General features: G+C 67.7%; 16 protein-coding genes and 1 pseudogene. 7 read left to right on the top strand and 10 right to left on the bottom strand.

What is annotated here, in order from left to right; all coding sequences use genetic code 11:
• From ACFDTC_RS09215 to ACFDTC_RS09190, 6 genes and pseudogenes are all read right to left on the bottom strand, one after another.
• The coding region (locus tag ACFDTC_RS09215; protein ID WP_375258580.1) for an NAD(P)/FAD-dependent oxidoreductase at positions 1–661 on the bottom strand (661 nt) is incomplete at its 3' end.
• On the bottom strand, positions 658–1,479 hold the full coding sequence (locus ACFDTC_RS09210) for an ABC transporter permease (RefSeq protein WP_375258579.1): 822 nt from the start codon (positions 1,477–1,479) through the stop codon (positions 658–660). The genes ACFDTC_RS09215 and ACFDTC_RS09210, both read right to left, overlap by 4 nt.
• A complete protein-coding gene (locus tag ACFDTC_RS09205) occupies positions 1,476–2,366 on the bottom strand; it encodes an ABC transporter permease subunit (protein ID WP_375258583.1) in 891 nt (296 codons plus the stop codon). The genes ACFDTC_RS09210 and ACFDTC_RS09205 overlap by 4 nt, the downstream gene beginning before the upstream one ends.
• Before the next feature lie 38 nt (positions 2,367–2,404).
• Positions 2,405–2,656: a TOBE domain-containing protein gene (locus ACFDTC_RS09200; RefSeq protein ID WP_375258582.1), complete on the bottom strand. Its 252-nt coding sequence runs from the start codon at positions 2,654–2,656 to the stop codon at positions 2,405–2,407.
• A 422-nt stretch (positions 2,657–3,078) separates the two neighbouring features.
• Positions 3,079–3,859: pseudogene (locus ACFDTC_RS09195) on the bottom strand (ABC transporter ATP-binding protein); the annotation flags it as partial.
• 62 nt (positions 3,860–3,921) lie between these two features.
• Positions 3,922–5,004, bottom strand: coding sequence for a polyamine ABC transporter substrate-binding protein (locus ACFDTC_RS09190; RefSeq protein WP_375258578.1), 1,083 nt, complete (start codon positions 5,002–5,004; stop codon positions 3,922–3,924).
• Positions 5,005–5,154: 150 nt separating this feature from the next.
• Between ACFDTC_RS09190 and ACFDTC_RS09185 the strand changes: the two genes are divergently transcribed.
• Both ACFDTC_RS09185 and ACFDTC_RS09180 read left to right on the top strand, forming a co-directional pair.
• Positions 5,155–5,805, top strand: a complete 651-nt coding sequence (locus ACFDTC_RS09185; RefSeq protein WP_375258577.1) for a GntR family transcriptional regulator — start codon at positions 5,155–5,157, stop codon at positions 5,803–5,805.
• Between the two features lie 84 nt (positions 5,806–5,889).
• Positions 5,890–7,296 carry an aspartate aminotransferase family protein gene (locus ACFDTC_RS09180; RefSeq protein WP_375258576.1) on the top strand — a complete coding sequence of 469 codons (1,407 nt, stop codon included), beginning with the start codon at positions 5,890–5,892 and terminating at the stop codon, positions 7,294–7,296.
• A gap of 175 nt (positions 7,297–7,471) precedes the next feature.
• Here the strand turns inward: ACFDTC_RS09180 and ACFDTC_RS09175 are convergent, their stop codons facing one another.
• Both ACFDTC_RS09175 and ACFDTC_RS09170 read right to left on the bottom strand, forming a co-directional pair.
• Positions 7,472–7,846 carry a rhodanese-like domain-containing protein gene (locus ACFDTC_RS09175; protein ID WP_375258575.1) on the bottom strand — a complete coding sequence of 125 codons (375 nt, stop codon included), beginning with the start codon at positions 7,844–7,846 and terminating at the stop codon, positions 7,472–7,474.
• Between the two features lie 10 nt (positions 7,847–7,856).
• Positions 7,857–8,753: an MBL fold metallo-hydrolase gene (locus ACFDTC_RS09170; RefSeq protein WP_375258574.1), complete on the bottom strand. Its 897-nt coding sequence runs from the start codon at positions 8,751–8,753 to the stop codon at positions 7,857–7,859.
• A gap of 166 nt (positions 8,754–8,919) precedes the next feature.
• Here ACFDTC_RS09170 and ACFDTC_RS09165 point away from each other — a divergent pair, with 166 nt between their 5' ends.
• The 5 genes from ACFDTC_RS09165 (at position 8,920) to lpdA (ending at position 18,434) form a co-directional block, all read left to right on the top strand.
• Positions 8,920–10,140: a urate hydroxylase PuuD gene (locus tag ACFDTC_RS09165; protein WP_375258573.1), complete on the top strand. Its 1,221-nt coding sequence runs from the start codon at positions 8,920–8,922 to the stop codon at positions 10,138–10,140.
• 273 nt (positions 10,141–10,413) lie between these two features.
• Complete coding sequence (mutL, locus tag ACFDTC_RS09160; protein WP_375258572.1) at positions 10,414–12,264, top strand: DNA mismatch repair endonuclease MutL; 1,851 nt, start codon at positions 10,414–10,416, stop codon at positions 12,262–12,264.
• A 390-nt stretch (positions 12,265–12,654) separates the two neighbouring features.
• Entirely contained in the window at positions 12,655–15,312 is a 2,658-nt protein-coding gene (aceE, locus tag ACFDTC_RS09155) for a pyruvate dehydrogenase (acetyl-transferring), homodimeric type (protein ID WP_375258571.1), read from the top strand.
• A gap of 25 nt (positions 15,313–15,337) precedes the next feature.
• Positions 15,338–16,630: a dihydrolipoyllysine-residue acetyltransferase gene (aceF, locus tag ACFDTC_RS09150; RefSeq protein WP_375258570.1), complete on the top strand. Its 1,293-nt coding sequence runs from the start codon at positions 15,338–15,340 to the stop codon at positions 16,628–16,630.
• Between the two features lie 10 nt (positions 16,631–16,640).
• Positions 16,641–18,434 carry a dihydrolipoyl dehydrogenase gene (gene lpdA, locus ACFDTC_RS09145; RefSeq protein ID WP_375258569.1) on the top strand — a complete coding sequence of 598 codons (1,794 nt, stop codon included), beginning with the start codon at positions 16,641–16,643 and terminating at the stop codon, positions 18,432–18,434.
• A 102-nt stretch (positions 18,435–18,536) separates the two neighbouring features.
• Here lpdA and ACFDTC_RS09140 read toward each other — a convergent pair whose 3' ends face one another.
• Together ACFDTC_RS09140 and ACFDTC_RS09135 are read right to left on the bottom strand one after the other, a co-directional pair.
• A complete protein-coding gene (locus ACFDTC_RS09140; protein WP_375258568.1) occupies positions 18,537–19,187 on the bottom strand; it encodes a ChrR family anti-sigma-E factor in 651 nt (216 codons plus the stop codon).
• Positions 19,188–19,193: 6 nt separating this feature from the next.
• A complete protein-coding gene (locus ACFDTC_RS09135) occupies positions 19,194–19,751 on the bottom strand; it encodes a sigma-70 family RNA polymerase sigma factor (protein ID WP_375258567.1) in 558 nt (185 codons plus the stop codon).
• Between the last annotated feature and the right edge of the window lie 222 nt (positions 19,752–19,973).

Below are 19,973 nucleotides of genomic sequence, written 5' to 3'. Positions count from 1 at the left end.
GCAGCCGGGTGACGGCGCTGTCCTGGTACAGCGCGGCGCCGGCGCCCTGAGCGGCCCGGGCAAGGCCCGCGTGGTACTTGCGCGGGTTCAGCGCGAAGCCGATCGGCGTGGTGGCGGCGCCGTACCACGGCCCGCCGAGACCGTGCTCGGCCAGCGCGTCCTGCGGGATCAGCGTGGGCGCGACGCCGTAATCGGCGCGCGCCTCGTCCGCGCCGGCCTGCAGGCGCGCCCAAGCCTTCGGCGTGTGCGCAAGCTGCGTTTCGCCCTCGGAGTGCCGGTCGGCGTCGATGCCGTGTTCGCGCAGCAACCCGTCGACCAGCTCGACCGCCGCCATTTCCGCCCTGCGCCATTCGGCCAGGCCCTCGGCCCCGTGCCGGCGCAGCAGCAGCGAACGTGGTGCCTTGGCGCCGCCGAGGCAGCAGAAGCCGCCGTTGCGCCCCGAAGCCCCCCAGCCCGCATGCTCGGCCTCGAGAACCGCGACGTCGATGCCGTCCTGCGCGAGGTGCAGCGCCGCCGACAGACCGGTGAAACCGCCGCCGATGATGGCCACGTCGCAGCGCATGTCGCTCTGCAGCTGCTGCCACGGGTCGGCCGACACGGTGTCGGCCCACCAGCAGGCGCCCTGCGGGCCATAGGCGGCGGGCTCGTAGAGGCGCTTCATTCCGCGGTGCGCTGCCCGGCCAGTTCCTCGCGCGCCTGCCGGACCGCCGCGCGCTTCGAGATCAGCGACGCGGTGATGACGCCGATGGCGACGATCGCGATCATCAGCGTCGACAGCGCGTTGATCTGCGGGCTGACGCCCAGACGCACGGCCGAGAAGATCTTGATCGGCAGGGTCGTGGCGCCGGGGCCGGTGGTGAAGCTGGCGATCACCAGATCGTCGAGCGACAGGGTGAAGGCCAGCAGCCAGCCCGAGATCACCGCCGGGGCGATGATCGGCAGCGTCACAAGCCGGAAGGCGTGGAACGGCGAGGCGCCGAGGTCCAGCGCCGCCTCTTCCAGCGCGCGATCGAACGTGGCCAGCCGCGACGAGACCACGACCGAGACGTAGCACATCGAGAACGTGGTATGCGCCAGCACCACCGTAAATACTCCGCGGTCGATGTTGAGGCCGATGAACAGCAGCAGCAGCGACAGGCCGGTGATCACCTCGGGCATCACCAGCGGGGCGTAGATCATCCCCGAGAACAGCGTGCGGCCCCGGAAGCGGCCGGCGCGGATCAGCACATAGGCGGCCATCGTGCCCAGCACCGTGGCGATGGTCGACGAGAACACCGCCACCTGCAGCGTGATCCAGGCGGCGTCGAGGAACTCGGCGTCACGCAGCAGCTCTCCGTACCACTTGGTCGAGAAGCCCGCCCAGACGGTCACCAGCCGGCTTTCGTTGAACGAGTAGATCACCAGCAGGATCATCGGCAGGTACAGAAACGCGAAGCCCAGCGTCAGCGCGGTCGCGTTGAACCAGGAAAAGCCCCTCATCCCTCGGCCTCCCGTTGCTTCTGCTCGTTGCGCTGGAACAGCACGATCGGGATGATCAGGATCAGCAGCAGCACCACGGCCACCGCCGAGGCCACCGGCCAGTCGCGGTTCGAGAAGAACTCTTCGTACAACACCTTGCCGATCATCAGCGTCTCGGACCCGCCCAGCAGGGTGGGGATCACGAATTCGCCGATCGTGGGAATGAAGACCAGGAAGCAGCCGGCGATGATGCCGCCCTTCGACAGCGGCAGCGTGACCAGCCAGAACGCCTTGGTCCGCGAGCAGCCCAGATCCTCGGCGGCTTCCAGCAGCGAGGCGTCCATCTTGTCCAGCGTCGCGTAGATCGGCAGGATCATGAACGGCAGGTAGGTATAGACCACGCCGATATAGACGGCGATGTTGGTGTTCATGATCTGGAGTGGCGCGTCGATCACGCCCAGCCACAGCAGCAGCGAGTTCAGCGTGCCCTCGTTCGACAGGATGCCCATCCACGAATAGACGCGGATCAGGAACGAGGTCCAGAACGGCAGGATCACCAGCATCAGCAGCGTGGGCCGCCATTCGGGCGCGGCGCGCGCCATGCCGTAGGCGATCGGGTAGCCCACCAGCAGCGTGATGATCGTCGAAACGGCGGCGATCTGCAGCGAGCTGAGATAAGCCATCCAGTAGAGATCGTCCTCGGTCAGGAAGACGAAGTTCTCGAAGTCGAGCGCCGCGAAGAAGTCGCGCAGGCCGGCGAGACCGGCGGAGAGGTCGAGCTGCGGCATGTAGGGCGGGCGCGCCAGCGCGATGTCCGACAGCGAGATCTTCACGACGATCGCGAAGGGCACCAGGAACAGCGCCAGCAGCCAAATGTAAGGCACGGCGATCAGGATCGCCTTGCGCAGCGCCTCGCCCCGGTGGCGGGTCTCGGCCTCTTCGACGCTCATTCTTCCAGCACCACGCCGGCGGTGGCCGAGAAGCCGACCCAGACGTCGTCCTCCCAAGTGATGTCGCGGCGCGACAAGCGGCGGGTGTTGGCCGTCTGCGCCTTGATCATCGCGCCGTTGGCCAACTGCACGTGGTAGGTCGAGATATTGCCGAGATAGGCGATGTCGATGACCTTGCCGCGCAGCGTGTTGGGCGTGTCGAGTTCGGTCTTGCCGATGCTGACCTTCTCGGGGCGGAGCGCCAGCACGACGGGCTTGCCATCGAGCGCCGCGTCGCCGTTGGTCGCGATCACCGGCGGCTGGCCCTCGGCCCATTCGATGGCGATGCCGCCGCCCTGGATCGTGTCCGGATCGTCGCTGCGCGCGGTACTGGCGGCCGACGGTGCGGCGCGCCTGGGTGCTGCGGCGCGTTCCTCGGCCGAAGGCGCGGGCAGCAGCTTCTGCTGCGGTTTGCGGCGGCCGATGATCGGGAACAGCACCCTGTCGTGCAGCCACTCGCCAAGCGCATTGGGCTGCGGCGCGCGCGGATCGACGGGAAGCGGCGCCTCGGCCGCGGGTGCCTCGGGGTCCGGTGCCGCCGGGTCGGGCGTGGCGGCGGGCTCGGCGGCCGCGTGTTCGGGCGCAAGCGGTTCTGCCACGGGTTCGACCGCCGACGCAGGGGCCTCGGGCCGGGCATGCGCAGTGCCGCGGATCAGGTTCACGTCGCCGATGAAATCGGCCACGTAGACCGATGTCGGCGCCTCGTAGATGACCGAGGGCGTGGCGACCTGCACGATGCGCCCCTCGTCCATCACGGCGACCCGGCTCGCGACGGTCATCGCCTCTTCCTGGTCGTGGGTGACGATGACGAAGGTGGTGCCTGTCTTCTCCTGGATATCCATCAGCTCGAACTGCGTCTCTTCCCGCAGCTTGCGGTCGAGCGCGCCCAGCGGTTCGTCGAGCAGCAGCAGCTTGGGCGCCTTGGCGAGGCTTCGGGCAAGCGCCACGCGCTGCCGTTGCCCGCCCGAGATCTGGTGCGGCTTGCGCCCCGAGAACTTGGTCAGACGCGTCAGGCGCAGCATCTCGTCGACGCGGGCGGCGATCTTGTCCTTGGGCTGGCCCTCGCGCTTCAGGCCGAAGGCGATGTTGTCCCAGACCGACAGGTGCGGGAACAGCGCGTAGCTCTGGAACATCATGTTCACGGCGCGACGGTTGGGCGGCACGCCGGAAATGTCACGGCCTTCCAGCAAAATGGCGCCTTCGCTCGGATCCTCGAACCCCGCCAGCATGCGCATCATCGTCGTCTTTCCGCAGCCCGACGGGCCGAGAAGGGCGAAGAATTCCTTGCGGTAGATCGACAGCGACAGGTCGTCGATGGCGACGAAATCGCCGAAGCGCTTCGTCACGTTGCGGAATTCGATAAGGGGCTTCTCCTCGGGGTCTTCCCAAGGGGCGAAGACGGTCTGTGCCATATGCGGGAATCCGGTCGAGGAAGGGCCCGCCCCGAACGCGCGGGGCGGGCCATCGGTTGGTGTCAGGTGCCCGACTTGACGCGCGTCCACATGCGCGTCAGGTCACGCTGCTCGCGCGGGGGGAACGGCGTGACCGTGTACAGGTTCTCGAGCGCCTCGGCCGACGGGTAGATCGCGGTGTCGCCGATCACGTCCTCGTTGAGGAATTCCTGCGAGGCTTCGTTGCCGTTGGCGAAGTAGACGTAGTTCGTCGCCTGCGCCATGTTCTGCGCGTCCATGATGAAGTTCAGGAACGTGTGCGCGGCCTCGGGGTTCGGTGCGTCGACCGGGATAGCCATCTGGTCGAACCACATCAGCGCGCCTTCCTCGGGCGCGTTGTAGACGATCTCGACGCCGTTCTCGGCCTCGGCCGCGCGGTCGCGGGCCTGCAGGATGTCGCCGGACCAGCCGAAGGCCACGCAGATGTCGCCGTTGGCCAGCGCGTTGATGTATTCGCTGCTGTGGAACTTCTGCACGTAGGGACGCACGGCCATCAGGACCTCTTCGGCCGCGGCCAGCGCTTCCTCGTCCTTGCGGTCGGGATCGAGGCCGGCATAGGTCAGCGCGGCCGGGATCATCTCGGTCGGCGCGTCGAGGAACATCACGCCGCACTCGGCCAGTTGCTCCATGTTCTCGGGGTCGAAGATCAGGTCGAGACTGCCAAGCGGCGCGTCCTCGCCCAGGATGTCGGTGACCTTGTTGACGTCGGCGCCGATGCCGGTCGTGCCCCACATGTAGTTGATCGAGTATTCGTTGCCCGGGTCGTAGACCGCGGTCCGCTCTTCGATCGTGTCCCACATGTTGTCGAGGTTGGGCAGCTGCGACTTGTCCAGCGGCTGGAACGCGCCGGCCTGGATCTGGCGCTGCAGGAAGGTGCCGGTGGGCACCACGACGTCGTAGCCCGAACCGCCGGCCAGCATCTTGGTCTCGAGGACCTCGTTGCTGTCGAACACGTCGTAGATCAGGTCGATGCCGGTCTCTTCCTCGAACTTCGTCAGCAATTCCTCGTCGATGTAGTCCGACCAGTTGTAGACGCGGACTTCCTGCGCGCTCGCGGCGCCGGCGGCCAGCGCCAGGGTCGCGGTCACTTGAACGATGGTCTTCATGTGCTTCTCCCGAAAGGTGCGGGGTCTTCGCCCCGTCATCCGCGAATTTGATCAAACGTTGCGCGGTTTGGCAACACCTGCGATGCTTTCATGCGTCGGTGTCGCGCGCAAGACGACACCAACGATGCCGCAGCGCAAGGAGGCAGCGCGATGAATATCACGGCAGCGGACCCGCGCCTGCCGGCGCACGAACAGGTCTACCGCGAATTGCGCGAGATGATCCTGTTCGGGGATATCGAGCCCGGGCAGGCGGTCACGATCCAGGGGCTGGTGACCCTGCTCGACGCCGGGATGACGCCCGTGCGCGAGGCGCTGCGCCGCCTGACGGCGGAAGGCGCGTTGAAATCGCTGGGCAATCGCCGCATCGCGGTGCCCGTGCTGGATGCAGCCGCGGTATCGGAGCTGACCGAGGCGCGGCTGGCGATTGAGCCGATGCTGGCGTCTCGGGCCGCAGGTGCGGCGCATCCCGACGCGATTGCCGCGCTGGACGACACCGACGCCCGGCTGGATCGCGCGATCGCGCGCGGAGACATCCCGCTGTACCTGCGCGAGAATCACCGCTTTCACGCCGGGCTGAACGTGCTGGCCGACGCGCCGATCCTGACCAGCCTGTCGGATTCTCTGTGGCTGCGGTTCGGCCCGTCGCTGCGCGTGGTCTGCGGGCGCATCGGCACAGCGAACCTGCCCGACCGGCACAAGGAACTGACCGCCGCGCTGCGCGCCGGCGATGCCGAGGCCGCGGCGCTGGCGATGCGGGACGACGTGGCGCAGGGGATGGCGCTGATCGCCCAGAGCCTCTGAGTGCGGCGGGGTGCCCGGCCGCGATTCGATTGACCGCGCCGGAATTTGATCATATTCTGCCGCGAAAGTTTCCGGAGGCTTCCCATGACCATTCTCACGCCGAATTCGCCCACCGCCGAGCTGCAGGCGATGGATGCGGCTCACCACATGCATCCGTTCACCCACGGCGCGGGTCTGCGCGGCAAGGGCGCGCGCGTCATCACCCGCGCCGAGGGCTGCTGGCTGACCGACAGCGACGGCAATCGTATCCTCGACGGGATGGCGGGCCTGTGGTGCGTGAACATCGGCTACGGCCGGTCCGAGCTGGCGGATGCCGCGGCGCGCCAGATGCGCGAGCTGCCGTTCTACAACACCTTCTTCCAGACCACGCACGTGCCGGCGATCAACCTCGCCGCGCGGCTGGCCGAGCTGGCGCCGGGCGATCTGAACCACGTGTTCTTCGCGGGCTCGGGCTCAGAGGCGAACGACACCAACCTGCGGCTGGTGCGCACCTACTGGCACGAGAAGGGCCAGCCCGAGCGGCAGGTCGTGATCTCGCGCTGGAACGCCTACCATGGCTCGTCGGTCGGGTCGGGGTCGCTTGGCGGCATGAAGGGCATGCACGCGCAGGGCGGCATGCCGATCCCGGGCATCGCGCATATCGACCAGCCCGACTGGTGGTCGGCCGGCGGCGACCAGAGCCCCGAGGAGTTCGGCCTCGCCATGGCCAAGCAGCTCGAGGACAAGATCCTCGAGATCGGGCCGGACAAGGTCGCGGCCTTCATCGCCGAGCCGGTGCAGGGCGCGGGCGGGGTGATCGTCCCGCCGGAGACCTACTGGCCCGAGATCAGCCGCATCGTGAAGGAATACGGCATCCTGCTGATCGCGGACGAGGTGATCTGCGGCTTCGGGCGGACCGGCAACTGGTTCGGCAGCCAGACGATGGGGATCACGCCGGACATCATGACGATCGCCAAGGGGCTGTCGTCGGGCTACCAGCCGATCGGCGGGTCGATCCTGTCGGACGAGGTGGCGCGCGTGATCTCGGACACCGAGTTCAACCACGGCTACACCTATTCCGGGCACCCGGTGGCCTGCGCGGTCGCGCTGGAGAACCTGCGCATCCTCGACGAAGAAGGGATTGTCACCCGCGTCCGCGAGGAGACGGCGCCCTACCTCAAGGAGAAGTTCGAGAGCCTGACCGACCATCCGCTGGTGGGCGAGGCGAAGATCGTGGGCATGATGGGCTCGATCGCGCTGACCCCGGACAAGGCGGCGCGCGCGCCCTTCGAGGCCGAGGCGGGCACGGTGGGCCTGATCACCCGCGAGCGGTGCTTTGCCAACAACCTGGTGATGCGCCACGTGGGCGACCGGATGATCATCTCGCCGCCGCTGGTGATCTCGAAATCCGAGATCGACACCCTGATCGAGCGGGCCTGGACCAGCCTCGACGAGGCGCATGCCCAGCTGGAACGCGAGGGGCTGATGAAGGCCGGCAGCCGCGCGGCCTGAGGCGAAGAATTCGGTGTCCCACGATGGGACACCGGGGCGCCCTAGGAAATTCAATGGCTTGCAGAGACGGATTCAGGATTCGTTAGGGATTCCCGGTCGCCGCGAGCCTAAAGCAGACGACGAAGCGGGGGCGGACATGGGATGTCCGCCCCCGCCTTTCGTTCGGGTCCACCGGTCAGGCTTTGCGCTGCGGGGCGCCGGTGGCCATGTTCGTGGTGATGTGCGGCTTGCCCGACTGCTTCCACGCGCCGAAGCCGCCCTCCATGTGCGCGACCTGGGTCATGCCGGCCTCGATCGCGGCGCGCGAGACCTTTTCCGAGCGCGCGCCCGAGCCGCAATGGAAGACGATCTTCTTTTCCGATTGGCCGGGCAGCGCGTCGGCCTTGAAGAAGGCCATCGGCATCAGCAGCGCGCCCTCGATATGCTCAAACATGAACTCTTGCGGCGTACGCACGTCGATCAGGACGATCTCGTGCTTGTCGAGCGCGGCCTGGACCTCGTCCGGGGTCCAGGTCTCGAAGGTGGCGTCGCCTACGGTTTCGGTCTTCATCGGGTCCTCCTCAGAACTTGTTCGCGGGAATCTTGAAGTAAGAGTGCCCGTCATCCTCGGCCGGGGGAAGCCGGCCGCCGCGCAGGTTGACCTGCAGTGCGTGCAGCATGCGGTCGGGCAGGTTCAGCGTGGCGTCGCGTTCGTCGCGCAGCTTGATGAACGCGGCCTTCGGCGTGCCGCCGCCCAGGTGCTTGTTGTGCGCCTTGTGCTCGGCCACGGTCGCCTCCCACGCGGGGTCCTTGCGGTCGCCGACGGGCGGGTAGTCGTGGCCGACGAAGAGCCGCGTGTCGTCGGGCAGGGCGAGGATCGCCATCAGCGAGTCGTAGAGCTGGCCGGAATCGCCGCCCGGAAAATCGGCGCGCGTGGTGCCGGCATCCACGTGCATGAACGTGTCGTGCACGAAGGCCGCGTCGCCCATCACGTAGGTGATCGAGCCCAGCGTGTGCCCGGGCGAGAACATCACCGTCACCGCAAGGTCGCCGATGGCGAAGGTGTCGCCCTCGGCGAACAGCTTGTCGAAGTCGCGGTCGGCGTCGAAGGCCTTCGGCAGGTTGTAGTAGCCGGCCCAGAGGCCCGCGATGTCGCGCACCTTCTCGCCGATCGCGTTGGGCGCGCCGGTTTGTTCCTTCAGCCAGGCGCTGGCCATCATGTGGTCGGCATGCGGGTGGGTGTCGAGCACCCATTCCACGGTCAGGCCCTGGTCGCGCACGAAGTCGAGCACCTCTTGCGCGCTGTCGGTGCGGGTGCGGCCGTGTTCGGGATCGAAGTCCAGCACGACGTCGATCAGGGCGGCCTTCTTCGTGGCCGGATCGGCGGCCACGTACATGATGGACCCGGTGTCGGGGTCGTAGAAGCCGGTGACCTCGGGCGAGGTGGGGCCGGTCGAGGGGCTGGTGCGGGTAAACATCGCGTCGCCTTTCCGTGTTGTGCCGTTCGTCGTTGTCACATTCACATAAACGAATATGAATGTATTGCAAGCCCGGGGGAGCGAAATTCGTGCCTGACCCCGCGCGGGGGGCTGACCTTCGGCGCGGGGCGTGTCTAAGGTGCCGGCGGATTTTCGGAGACTTGCCATGTACGACCTCGCCGCGATGGGCGCCTGGATCGAATTCGCCGTGCGCTGGCTGCACGTTATCACCGCGATCGCCTGGATCGGGTCGAGCTTCTATTTCATCGCGCTGGACCTCGGGCTGCACCGCGACCGCAACCTGGCCAGCGGCGCCGACGGCGAGGAGTGGCAGGTGCATGGCGGCGGGTTCTACCACATCCAGAAATACCTGGTGGCGCCCGAACACATGCCCGACGGGCTGATCTGGCACAAATGGCAAAGCTACTGGACCTGGATCAGCGGGTTCGTGTTGCTGGCGCTCGTCTATTATCTGGGCGCCGAGTTCTACCTGATCGACGCGTCGGTCATGGATCTTGCGGTGTGGCAGGCGGTGGCGATCTCGGTCGCGTCGCTGGCCTTCGGCTGGCTGGTTTACAACCAGCTTTGCAAGGTGTTCGTGGACGCCAACCAGACCGGGCTGATGGTGGCGCTGTTCTTCGTGCTGGTGGCGATGGCCTGGGGCTACACGCAGGTGTTTTCGGGGCGGGCGGCGCTGCTGCACCTCGGCGCCTTCACCGCCACGATCATGAGCGCGAACGTCTTCATGATCATCATCCCCAACCAGAAGGTGGTGGTGGCCGACCTGATCGCCGGGCGCAAGCCGGACCCCAAATACGGCAAGATCGCCAAGCAGCGCAGCACCCACAACAACTACCTGACGCTGCCGGTGCTGTTCCTGATGCTGTCGAACCACTACCCGCTGGCGTTCGCCAGCCAGTGGAACTGGGTCATCGCCAGCCTGGTGTTCCTGATGGGGGTGACGATCCGGCACTTCTTCAACACGATGCACCAGCGCAAGGGGATGCCGTGGTGGACCTGGGCGGTGACGGTGATGCTGTTCATCGCGATCGTGGGCCTGTCGACCGCGCCGCTGGCGCGCGATGCGCGCGCGGTGTCCGACGGGGCGGCGATGCGCTTCGCGCAGGCCGAGGGGTTCGCGGATGTCGAGCAGATCGTAGTGACGCGCTGTTCGATGTGTCACGCGGAACAGCCGGCCTGGCCAGGGCTGCACTGGGCGCCCAAGGGGGTGCATCTGGAAACGCCGGACCAGATCGCGGCGCAGGCGCGGGCGATCCATCTGCAGGCCGGACTGAGCCACGCGATGCCGCCCGCGAACCTGTCGTGGTTGGAAGAGGCCGAGCGCGCGGCGATCCGCGACTGGTACGCGGCGGCGACGGGCGGCTAGAGGATGCGCTGGGTGATCGGGACGGGACGGAACCAGAGTTTGGCGAAGGCGTCGCCGTAGATGGCGACGATCGTGTCGTAGGTGATGCGTGGCACCAGCATGATCAGCTCCTGTGGTCTGATGTGCGACAAGGTAGCGCAATCATCCAACGCTGTCTGTCATTAAATCGTTGCAAGTCTTGCGACCGGTGGTCGGCGTGTCGGCAACGCAATAGTCTGCCCGGGTGCCGCAAGGCGTTTTCAGAATCGCCCGGGCCGTGCTAGGTCTTGTGGCATGAACACGCACAGCCCCAACATACGCCCGACGATCCGGCAGCTCGACGAGGGCGCGGTGAACCGCATCGCCGCCGGCGAGGTGGTCGAACGCCCGGCCTCGGCCGTCAAGGAGCTGGTCGAGAACGCGCTCGACGCGGGCGCGCGGCGGGTGACGGTCGAGATCGCGGATGGCGGCAAGACGCTGATCCGGGTGATCGACGACGGCTGCGGCATGACTGCCGAGGACCTGCCGCTTGCGTTGGCACGGCATGCCACGTCGAAGATCGACGGTACGGATCTGCTCGACATCCACTCGTTCGGGTTCCGGGGCGAGGCGCTGCCCTCGCTCGGCGCGGTGGGCCGGCTGGTGCTGCAAAGCCGCGCCGCGGGGCACGACGCGGTCGAGATCGCCGTCAGCGGCGGGCAGGCGGGCGCGGTGCGGCCCTGCGCGCTTTCGGGCGGCACGGTGGTGACGCTGCGCGACCTGTTCTTCGCCACGCCCGCGCGGTTGAAGTTCCTGCGCACCGACCGCGCCGAGGCGCAGGCCGTGGGCGAGGTGGTGCGCCGGCTGGCGATGGCCGAACCCGCGGTGGGGTTCGTGCTGCGCGACGTGTCGGGCGGCGACGCGCGGGTGACGTTCCGCGCCGACCCCGAGACGGGCGACCTGTTCGACGCGCTGCGCGGCCGGCTGGCGCGGGTGATGGGCGCGGAGTTCACCGAGAACGCGATCGCCGTGGATGCCGAACGCGAGGGGCTGCGCCTGACCGGCTTCGCGGCGCTGCCGACCTATTCGCGCGGCTCGGCCACGGCGCAGCACCTGTTCGTCAACGGCCGCCCAGTGCGGGACAAGCTGCTGATCGGCGCGCTGCGCGGGGCCTACGCGGATTTCCTCAGCCGCGACCGGCATCCCGCGGTGGCGCTGTTTCTCGATTGCGAGCCGGCGCGGGTGGACGTGAACGTGCATCCCGCCAAGTCCGAGGTGCGGTTCCGCGAGGCGGGCGTGGTGCGCGGGCTGATCGTCTCGGCGCTGCGGCACGCGCTGGCCGAGGCGGGGCACCGGGCGTCCTCGACCGTCGCTGGCGCGGCGCTGGGCGCGATGCGGCCCGAGCCGGCTTTCCAGACAGGCACGGCGCCGCGCGTCTACCAGATGGACCGGCCGGGGCCGGCGGCGCGCGGGGCGTCCTACGCCGCGCAGGCGCCGATGCCGGCACAGCCCGGCTTTGCCGAGATGCCGCAGGCATTTTCAGGAAGGGTGGACGAGGCGCCCGCGCCGCAGCCCGAGACCGAGGCGCTGCCGCTGGGCGCCGCGCGGGGGCAGGTGCACGAGAACTACATCATCGCGCAGACCGACGACGGCATCGTCATCGTCGACCAGCACGCGGCGCACGAACGGTTGGTCTACGAGAAGCTCAAGGCCCAGATGGCCGAGCGGGGCGTGGCGGCGCAGGCGCTGCTGATCCCCGAGGTGGTGGACCTGTCCGCCGACGACCGCGACCGGCTGCTGGAGCACGCCGAAACGCTGTCGCGCATGGGGCTGGGGATCGAGCCCTTCGGCGAGGGCGCCGTCGCGGTGCAGGAGACTCCCGCGCTGCTGGGCAACGTGGACGCCAGGGCGCTGGTGCACGACATCCTGGACGAGCTGTCCGAGATGGGCGGCACGCAGCTGGTGCAGGAGCGCATCGAGGCGATCCTGAGCCGGGTCGCGTGCCACGGCTCGATCCGGTCCGGACGGCGGATGCGCCCCGAAGAGATGAACGCCCTGCTGCGCGAGATGGAGGCGACGCCCCATTCCGGCCAGTGCAACCACGGCCGGCCCACCTACGTGTCGCTGAAACTGTCGGATATCGAGCGTCTGTTCGGCCGCACCTGAGCGGGCGCGCTGCGCACCGGATCACGCGGCCTTGACCGCGCGTGGCGCGGGCGGTCGGGACGGCGCGCGCCGCTGCGCTGCAGCATCTTCAACCCGTCGCCGCCATCCCCTTGACCGGGCGCCGGAACGCGCCGCGGCGGCGGGTTCCGGCGATGCCGGGCAGCGCGAAAAATGCTGCACTGCAAAACGCTTAGGGACAGCCCGCCAGCCTTGCGCCGGACGCATGGCGCCTTTGCATTCGCTTGCCTGCCGCCGCGTCGCCCTACCTGCTAGAGCCGGATTGCAACGCCGGACGAGGTGTGCAGACTTGTCCGTCAGGGATGCCGTGCCCGTGGGGAAAAGGGCCTTGAACGGCCTGACCGCACCGGGCGCCAGAAGGGAAGAGGGTTCATGAAAGATCAGCCAAGCGACATCGATCCGACCGAAAGCCAGGAATGGCAGGAGGCGATCGAGGACGTGATCCTGCGCGACGGTCCGGACCGCGCGCATTTCCTGCTCGACAAGGCGGTGCAGCAGGCCCGGGCGGCCGGCGCGCGGCTGCCGTTCAGCGCGACCACGCCCTACCAGAACACGATCTCGCCCGATGACGAGGTCGACATGCCCGGCGACCACGAGATGGAGTGGCGCATCCGCACCATCAACCGCTGGAACGCCATGGCCACGGTGGTCAAGCGCAACCGCATCAGCACCGAGTACGGCGGTCACATCGCGTCCTTCGCGTCGTCGGCGGCGCTGTACGACGTGGGGCTCAACCATTTCTGGCGCTCGAAGTCGGCGATCCACGGCGGCGACCTGGTGTTCTTCCAGGGCCACGTGGTGCCCGGCATCTACGCGCGCTCGTTCATGGAGGGGCGCATCAGCGAGGAGGAGCTGACCAAGTTCCGGTCCGAGGTCGCGGGAGGCGGTCTGTCGTCCTACCCGCACCCCTGGCTGATGCCCGATTACTGGCAGTTCCCGACCGTCAGCATGGGCCTGGGCCCGATCATGGCGGTCTACCAGGCGCGCTTCATGAAGTACCTCGAGAACCGCGGGTTGATCGAGAAGCAGGACCGCAAGGTCTGGGCCTTCCTCGGCGACGGCGAGATGGACGAGCCGGAAAGCCTGGGCGCGATTTCCCTCGCCGCGCGCGAGGGGCTCGACAACCTGATCTTCGTGGTCAACTGCAACCTGCAGCGCCTCGACGGCCCGGTGCGCGGCAACGGCAAGATCGTGCAGGAGCTGGAGGGCGAGTTCCGCGGCGCCGGCTGGGACGTGATCAAGCTGCTGTGGGGCCGCGGCTGGGACGAACTGCTGGAGCAGGACACCTCCGGCAAGCTGCGCCAGCTGATGGACGAGACGGTGGACGGCGACTACCAGACCTTCAAGTCGAAGGACGGCGCCTATATCCGCGAGCATTTCTTCGGCAAGTACCCCGAGACCGCCGAACTGGTGAAGGACTGGACCGACGACCAGATCTGGGCCCTGCGGCGCGGCGGGCACGACCCCAAGAAGGTCTACAACGCCTTCCTGCGCGCGACGAAGTCCGTGGGCCAGCCCACCTGCCTGCTGGTCAAGACGGTCAAGGGCTACGGCATGGGCTCGGCCGGGGAAGGCCAGAACATCACCCACCAGCAGAAGAAGATGCAGGTCGAGCAGCTCAAGGAGATGCGCGACCGCTTCAAGATCCCCGTCTCGGACGAGGAGCTGGAAAAGGACATCCCCTACGTCACGCTGAACAACGCGCAGAAGGCCTACATGTCCGAGCGCCGGCGCGAGCTGGGCGGTTCCTTCCCGCGGCGCGAGCCGAGCACCGAGGCGCTGGAGGTGCCCGGGCTGGACAAGTTCAAGGGCCAGCTGGAATCGACCGGCGACCGCGAGATTTCGACGACCATGGCGTTCGTGCGGATCCTGACGACGCTGCTGCGCGACAAGAAGATCGGCAAGCGCGTGGTCCCGATCGTGCCGGACGAATCCCGCACCTTCGGCATGGAGGGGCTGTTCCGCAGCGTGGGCATCTACAACCCGCTGGGGCAGAACTACACGCCGCAGGACCGCGACCAGATGATGTACTACAAGGAATCCGCCGACGGGCAGGTTCTGCAGGAGGGCATCAACGAGGCCGGCGCCATGGCCGACTGGATCGCCGCCGCGACGGCCTATGCCAACCACGGCGTACCGATGATCCCGTTCTACATCTACTACTCGATGTTCGGGTTCCAGCGCGTGGGCGACATGTGCTGGGCCGCCGGTGACAGCCGCGCGCGCGGTTTCCTGCTGGGCGGCACGGCGGGGCGCACCACGCTCAACGGCGAGGGGCTGCAGCACCAGGACGGGCACAGCCACATCCTGGCGGGCACGGTGCCGAACTGCATCAGCTACGACCCGACCTTCAGCTACGAGGTGGCGGTGATCGTCCAGCACGGGCTGAAGCGGATGTACCAGGACCAGGACGACGTCTACTTTTACCTGACGCTGATGAACGAGAACTACCACCACCCCGAGATGCCCATGGGCGCCGAGGAGGGCATCATCCGCGGGCTCTACCGGATGACCAAGACCAACCGACCGGGCAAGAAGCACGTGAACCTGATGGGCTCGGGGACGATCCTGGTGCAGGCGATCAAGGCGGCCGAGATGCTGAAGGACGATTTCGGCGTCACGTCCGACATCTGGTCGGCCACCAGCTTCAACGAGGTGGCGCGCGACTGCCAGGACGTGCTGCGGTTCAACCGCCTCAACCCGTTCGCCGAGCCGCGCCGCGCCTATGCCGAGGAGCTGCTGGAGGGCGTGAAGGGCCCGATCATCGCCGCCACCGACTACATGAAGAACTACGCCGAGCAGATCCGGCCCTGCGTGCCGGGGCGGTTCACAGTGCTGGGCACCGACGGGTTCGGCCGCTCGGACAGCCGGGTGAACCTGCGGCGCTTCTTCGAGGTGGACGCCAACCACATCGCCGCGGCCGCCATGGTCGACCTGTGGCGCGAGGGCGCGGTGGACGACAAGACGCTGAAACAGGCGCTGGACAAGTACGAAATCGACGGCGGAAAGCCGAACCCGCGGCTTGTGTGACGCGGGACACGGAGGGGAACAGAACATGACGACTGAGGTAAAGGTACCCGACATCGGCGATTTCACCGACGTTCCGGTGGTGACCGTGCTGGTGAGCGTGGGCGACACGATCGCCGTCGAGGACCCGATCATCGAGCTGGAATCCGAAAAGGCGACGATGGAGGTGCCGTCGAGCCACGCGGGTGTCGTGAAGGAGATCAAGGTTTCGGAAGGCGACAAGCTGTCCGAAGGTTCGGTCGTGCTGCTGATCGAGGCCGAGGACGGCGGCGCCGACGAGGCGCCGAAGGACAGCGCCAAGGAAGAGCCCAAGGCCGAGTCGAAGCCCGCCGAGAAACCGGCCGAGCAGCCCGCGTCGTCCGGAGGCAATGCGCAGCCAGCCCCCGCGCCGGTGACGGATGCGGGCTTCAGCCGCGTGCATGCCTCGCCGTCGGTGCGGGCCTATGCGCGGCGGGTCGAGGTCGACCTGACGCGGCTCAACGGCTCGGGGCGCAAGGGGCGCATCCTGCGCGAGGATGTCGAGAAGGCGCTGAAGTCGCAGGCCGCCCCCGCGGCCGCCGGCGGCGGTGCCGCGCAGGGCGGCATGGGCATCCCGCCGATCCCGGCGGTGGACTTCTCGAAGTTCGGCCCGGTCGAGAACGTCGAGATGAGCCGCATCAAGAAGCTGTCCGGCCCCGCGCTGCACAGGTCCTGGCTGAACATCCCGCACGTCACCCACAACGACGAGGCGGACATCACCGAGCTGGACAGGTACCGCAAGGAAATGGACACGATGGCCAAGGACGAGGGCTATCGCGTCACGCTGCTGTCCTTCGTGATCAAGGCCAGCGTCAGCGCGCTCAAGCAGCACTGGGAGTTCAACAGCTCGATCCATCCCGACGGCGACAAGCTGATCAAGAAGGATTACTACAACATCGGCTTCGCCGCCGATACGCCCAACGGGCTGATGGTGCCGGTGATCAAGGACGCCGACCGCAAGGGCCTGGTGGACATCAGCAAGGAGCTGATGAGCCTGTCGAAGGCCGCGCGCGACGGCGAGCTGAAGTCGAAGGACATGCAGGGCGCCACCTTCACGATCTCCAGCCTCGGCGGGATCGGCGGCACCAGCTTCACCCCGATCGTCAATGCCCCCGAGGTGGCGATCCTGGGCCTGACCCGGTCCAAGATGGCGCCGGTCTGGAACGGCACCGAGTTCGAGCCGCGCCTGATGCAGCCGCTGTCGCTGAGCTACGACCACCGCGCCGTCGACGGCGCGCTGGCCGCGCGGTTCTGCGTCACGCTCAAGACGCTGCTCGGCGACATGCGCAAGCTGATGTGGTGAGGTGACGGACATGGACATCAAGGTACCCGACATCGGTGACTTCACCGACGTGCCCGTCGTCAGCGTGCTGGTCTCGGTCGGCGACACGGTCGCCGAGGAAGATCCGCTGATCGAACTGGAATCCGACAAGGCGACGATGGAGGTCCCCAGCCCCCGCGCCGGCACCGTGAAGGAGATCAAGGTCGCCGAAGGCGACAAGGTGTCCGAGGGGTCGGTCATCATGGTCTTCGAGGCGGCCGACGCCGACGCCCCGGCCGAAGAAAAGGCCGACGACGCGACCGGCCAGGGCGGCGAGGTCAAGGGCGGCTATGGCGGCCGAGGCTCGCCCCCGCAGGAGGACGCGCCGAAGGCGGTCGAGGCGACCGGCAGCGCCAGCGGCAAGGGCGACGTACATGCCGACCTGGTGGTGCTGGGGTCCGGCCCCGGCGGCTATTCGGCGGCGTTCCGCGCGGCCGACTTGGGCAAGTCCGTCGTGCTGATCGAGAAGTACCCGTCGCTGGGCGGCGTGTGCCTGAACGTGGGCTGCATCCCGTCGAAGGCGCTGCTGCACGTGGCCAAGGTGATCACCGAGGCCGACGAGATGGGCAGCCACGGCGTCAGCTTCGGCAAGCCGAAGATCGACCTCGACGAGCTGCGCGGCTTCAAGGACGGCGTGGTCAAGCAGCTGACAGGCGGCCTAGACGGGCTGTCGAAGGCGCGCAAGGTCAAGGTGGTGCGGGGCTACGGCAAGTTCACCGGGCCGAACATGATCGCGGTCGAGGGCGACGACGGCGCCACGAACGTGAGCTTCGACAACTGCATCATCGCCGCCGGGTCCGAGCCGGTGAAACTGCCCTTCATCCCGCATGACGACCCTCGGGTGATCGACAGCACCGGCGCGCTGGAGCTGGAGGACATCCCCAAACGGATGCTGGTTCTGGGCGGCGGGATCATCGGGCTGGAGATGGCCTGCGTCTACGACGCGCTGGGCAGCAAGATCACCGTGGTCGAGCTGATGGACCAGATCATCCCCGGCGCCGACAAGGACCTGGTCAAGCCGCTGATGACCCGCATCAAGGGCCGGTACGAGAACATCTTCCTCAAGACCAAGGTCACCGGCGTCGAGGCGCAGAAGAAGGGCCTGAAGGTCACGTTCGAGGACGAGAAGGGCGAAAGTTTCTCGGACACGTTCGACAAAGTGCTGGTCGCCGTCGGCCGCAAGCCGAACGGCAAGCTGGTCGACGCGGAAAAGGCGGGCGTCGCCGTGGACGAACGCGGCTTCATCGCCGTGGACAACCAGATGCGCACGGGCCAGAGCCACATCTTCGCCATCGGCGACGTGGTGGGCCAGCCGATGCTGGCGCACAAGGCCGTGCACGAGGGCAAGGTCGCGGCCGAGGTCATCGCCGGCGAGAAACGCTTCTTCGACGCCAAGCTGATCCCGTCGGTCGCCTATACCGACCCGGAGGTGGCGTGGTGCGGCCTGACCGAGACCGAGGCCAAGGCGCAAGGCATCAAGGTGGAGAAGGGCGTGTTCCCCTGGGCCGCGTCGGGGCGGTCGCTGTCGAACGGGCGGTCCGAGGGCATGACCAAGCTGCTGTTCGACCCCGAGGACCAGCGCGTGCTGGGGGCGGCGATCGTCGGCACCAACGCGGGCGACCTGATCTCGGAAGCGGCGCTGGCGATCGAGATGGGCGCGGACGCGATCGACCTCGGCCACACGATCCACCCGCACCCGACGCTGTCGGAGACGGTGAACTTCGCCGCCGAGATGTTCGAGGGCACGATCACCGACCTGATGCCGCCGAAGAAGAAGAAGGCCTGAGCCGGGCCGGCCGGAAACGAAAAAGGCGGAGCCGGGGCTCCGCCTTTTTCAACTCTGGACACTCGTACCGCGGGCCGCCGGCCCTGTTACAGCACGGGTAACTCAGATCCCCAGGAAAGGTTGCGCAAGCCGCGGCAGAATGCCCTTGAAACGCAGCGGCCCGTCGTTGACCGCGAGGCAGATGCAATCCTCGCCCACGTCCGCGACGGGTGTGTGATGCAGCTCCTCGTGCGCGATCTCGATGTCGCCGCGGGCGAAGCGACCGTCGGCGTCGGAATAGGCGCCCTTCAGCACCATCGTCAGCTCCATCCCGCGGTGGCTGTGGTCGGGCATCGCGGCACCGGCCGGGATGCGCAGCAGGCGCGCCTTGGCGGTGCCCTTGGTGCGCAGCACGGCCTGCTTGACGCCCATGCCGACCGGGCGCCAGCGGATTGCGTCGGCCGAGCCGCCCACGTAGTCGCGCAGCGGTGCGGGCAGGACGGGGTCGCGCGGCGTGTCGTGCTGCGTCGTCTCGGGCCAGTCCTTGCCGCGGATCTTTGCCAAAGTACCGGCAAGGCAGGCGTCCGAGACGCCCTCGGCCCGGCCACGCTCCAGCACCGCGCCGCCCACCGCGTCCTGCGCCGCCAGCGCCGCGCGGCATTCGTCGCACAGCGAGATGTGGGTCGCGACGATCAGGTCCACGGCTTCGGGCAGGATGCCGGCCGAGTAGGACAGGATCAGGTCGTCGGTCAGGTGATGGGTGATCGTGGTCATTTGGCCTCAACTCGTGTTCATGGCATGGCGCAAACGCTCGAGCGCCAGCCTGATGCGGGACTTGATCGTGCCGAGCGGCAGCCCGGTCTGTTGCGCGATCTCGGTGTGCGACAGCTCGCCGAAATACGCCTTCTCGATCAGGTCCCTCTGTTTCGGGGGCAGGGAGGCGATCGCCTCTCCGAGATGTTCGCTTTCCTGTTGGAGGCCGATCGCGTCGGCCTGGTCGGGTTCGGATTCGGGGCCCCAGGGCAGATCCTCGGGCTCGGGGCGGCGCTGGCGGCGCAACACGTCGATCTTGCGGTTGCGCGCGATGGTGAAGATCCACGTCGCCACCGAGGCGCGGGTCGGGTCGAACTGCGCGGCCTTGTGCCAGACGGTGGCCATCACCTCCTGCGCGCATTCCTCGGCCAACGCTGCGTCGGCGCCCGACCGCATCAGGAAACCCTTGACGCGGGGGGCGAAGTGCCGGAACAGCGCCACGAACGCGGCCTCGTCCCGGTGGTCGCGGATCCGGATGACCACGTCGACCCAATCGGCGGCCACGCCTTCGGTCGGGCCGCTCATCGCGCGATCCCGACGGCGCTGCATCCCGCGTCCAGGCGGGCGCGCCGAAACACGCAAGGATCGCGCCGGAGGCGCGGTCTCGTCAGCCTCGGAAGTGTCCACGCCGCTAAACATGAGGTTGTTACGTGGGCTTTTCGGGATCGGATCAAAAATAAATTCCCACATTATTCATCCGGTCGGGACCGGTCTGCGTAAGTCAGAGTAGACACCGCAGAGGAGGAA

Origin of the sequence: Citreimonas sp. (assembly GCF_042096055.1) — a bacterium.
Lineage (GTDB): Bacteria > Pseudomonadota > Alphaproteobacteria > Rhodobacterales > Rhodobacteraceae > Citreimonas.
The sequence above is the reverse complement of the archived record's forward strand: the minus strand, read 5'-3'. Positions and strand labels throughout refer to the sequence as shown.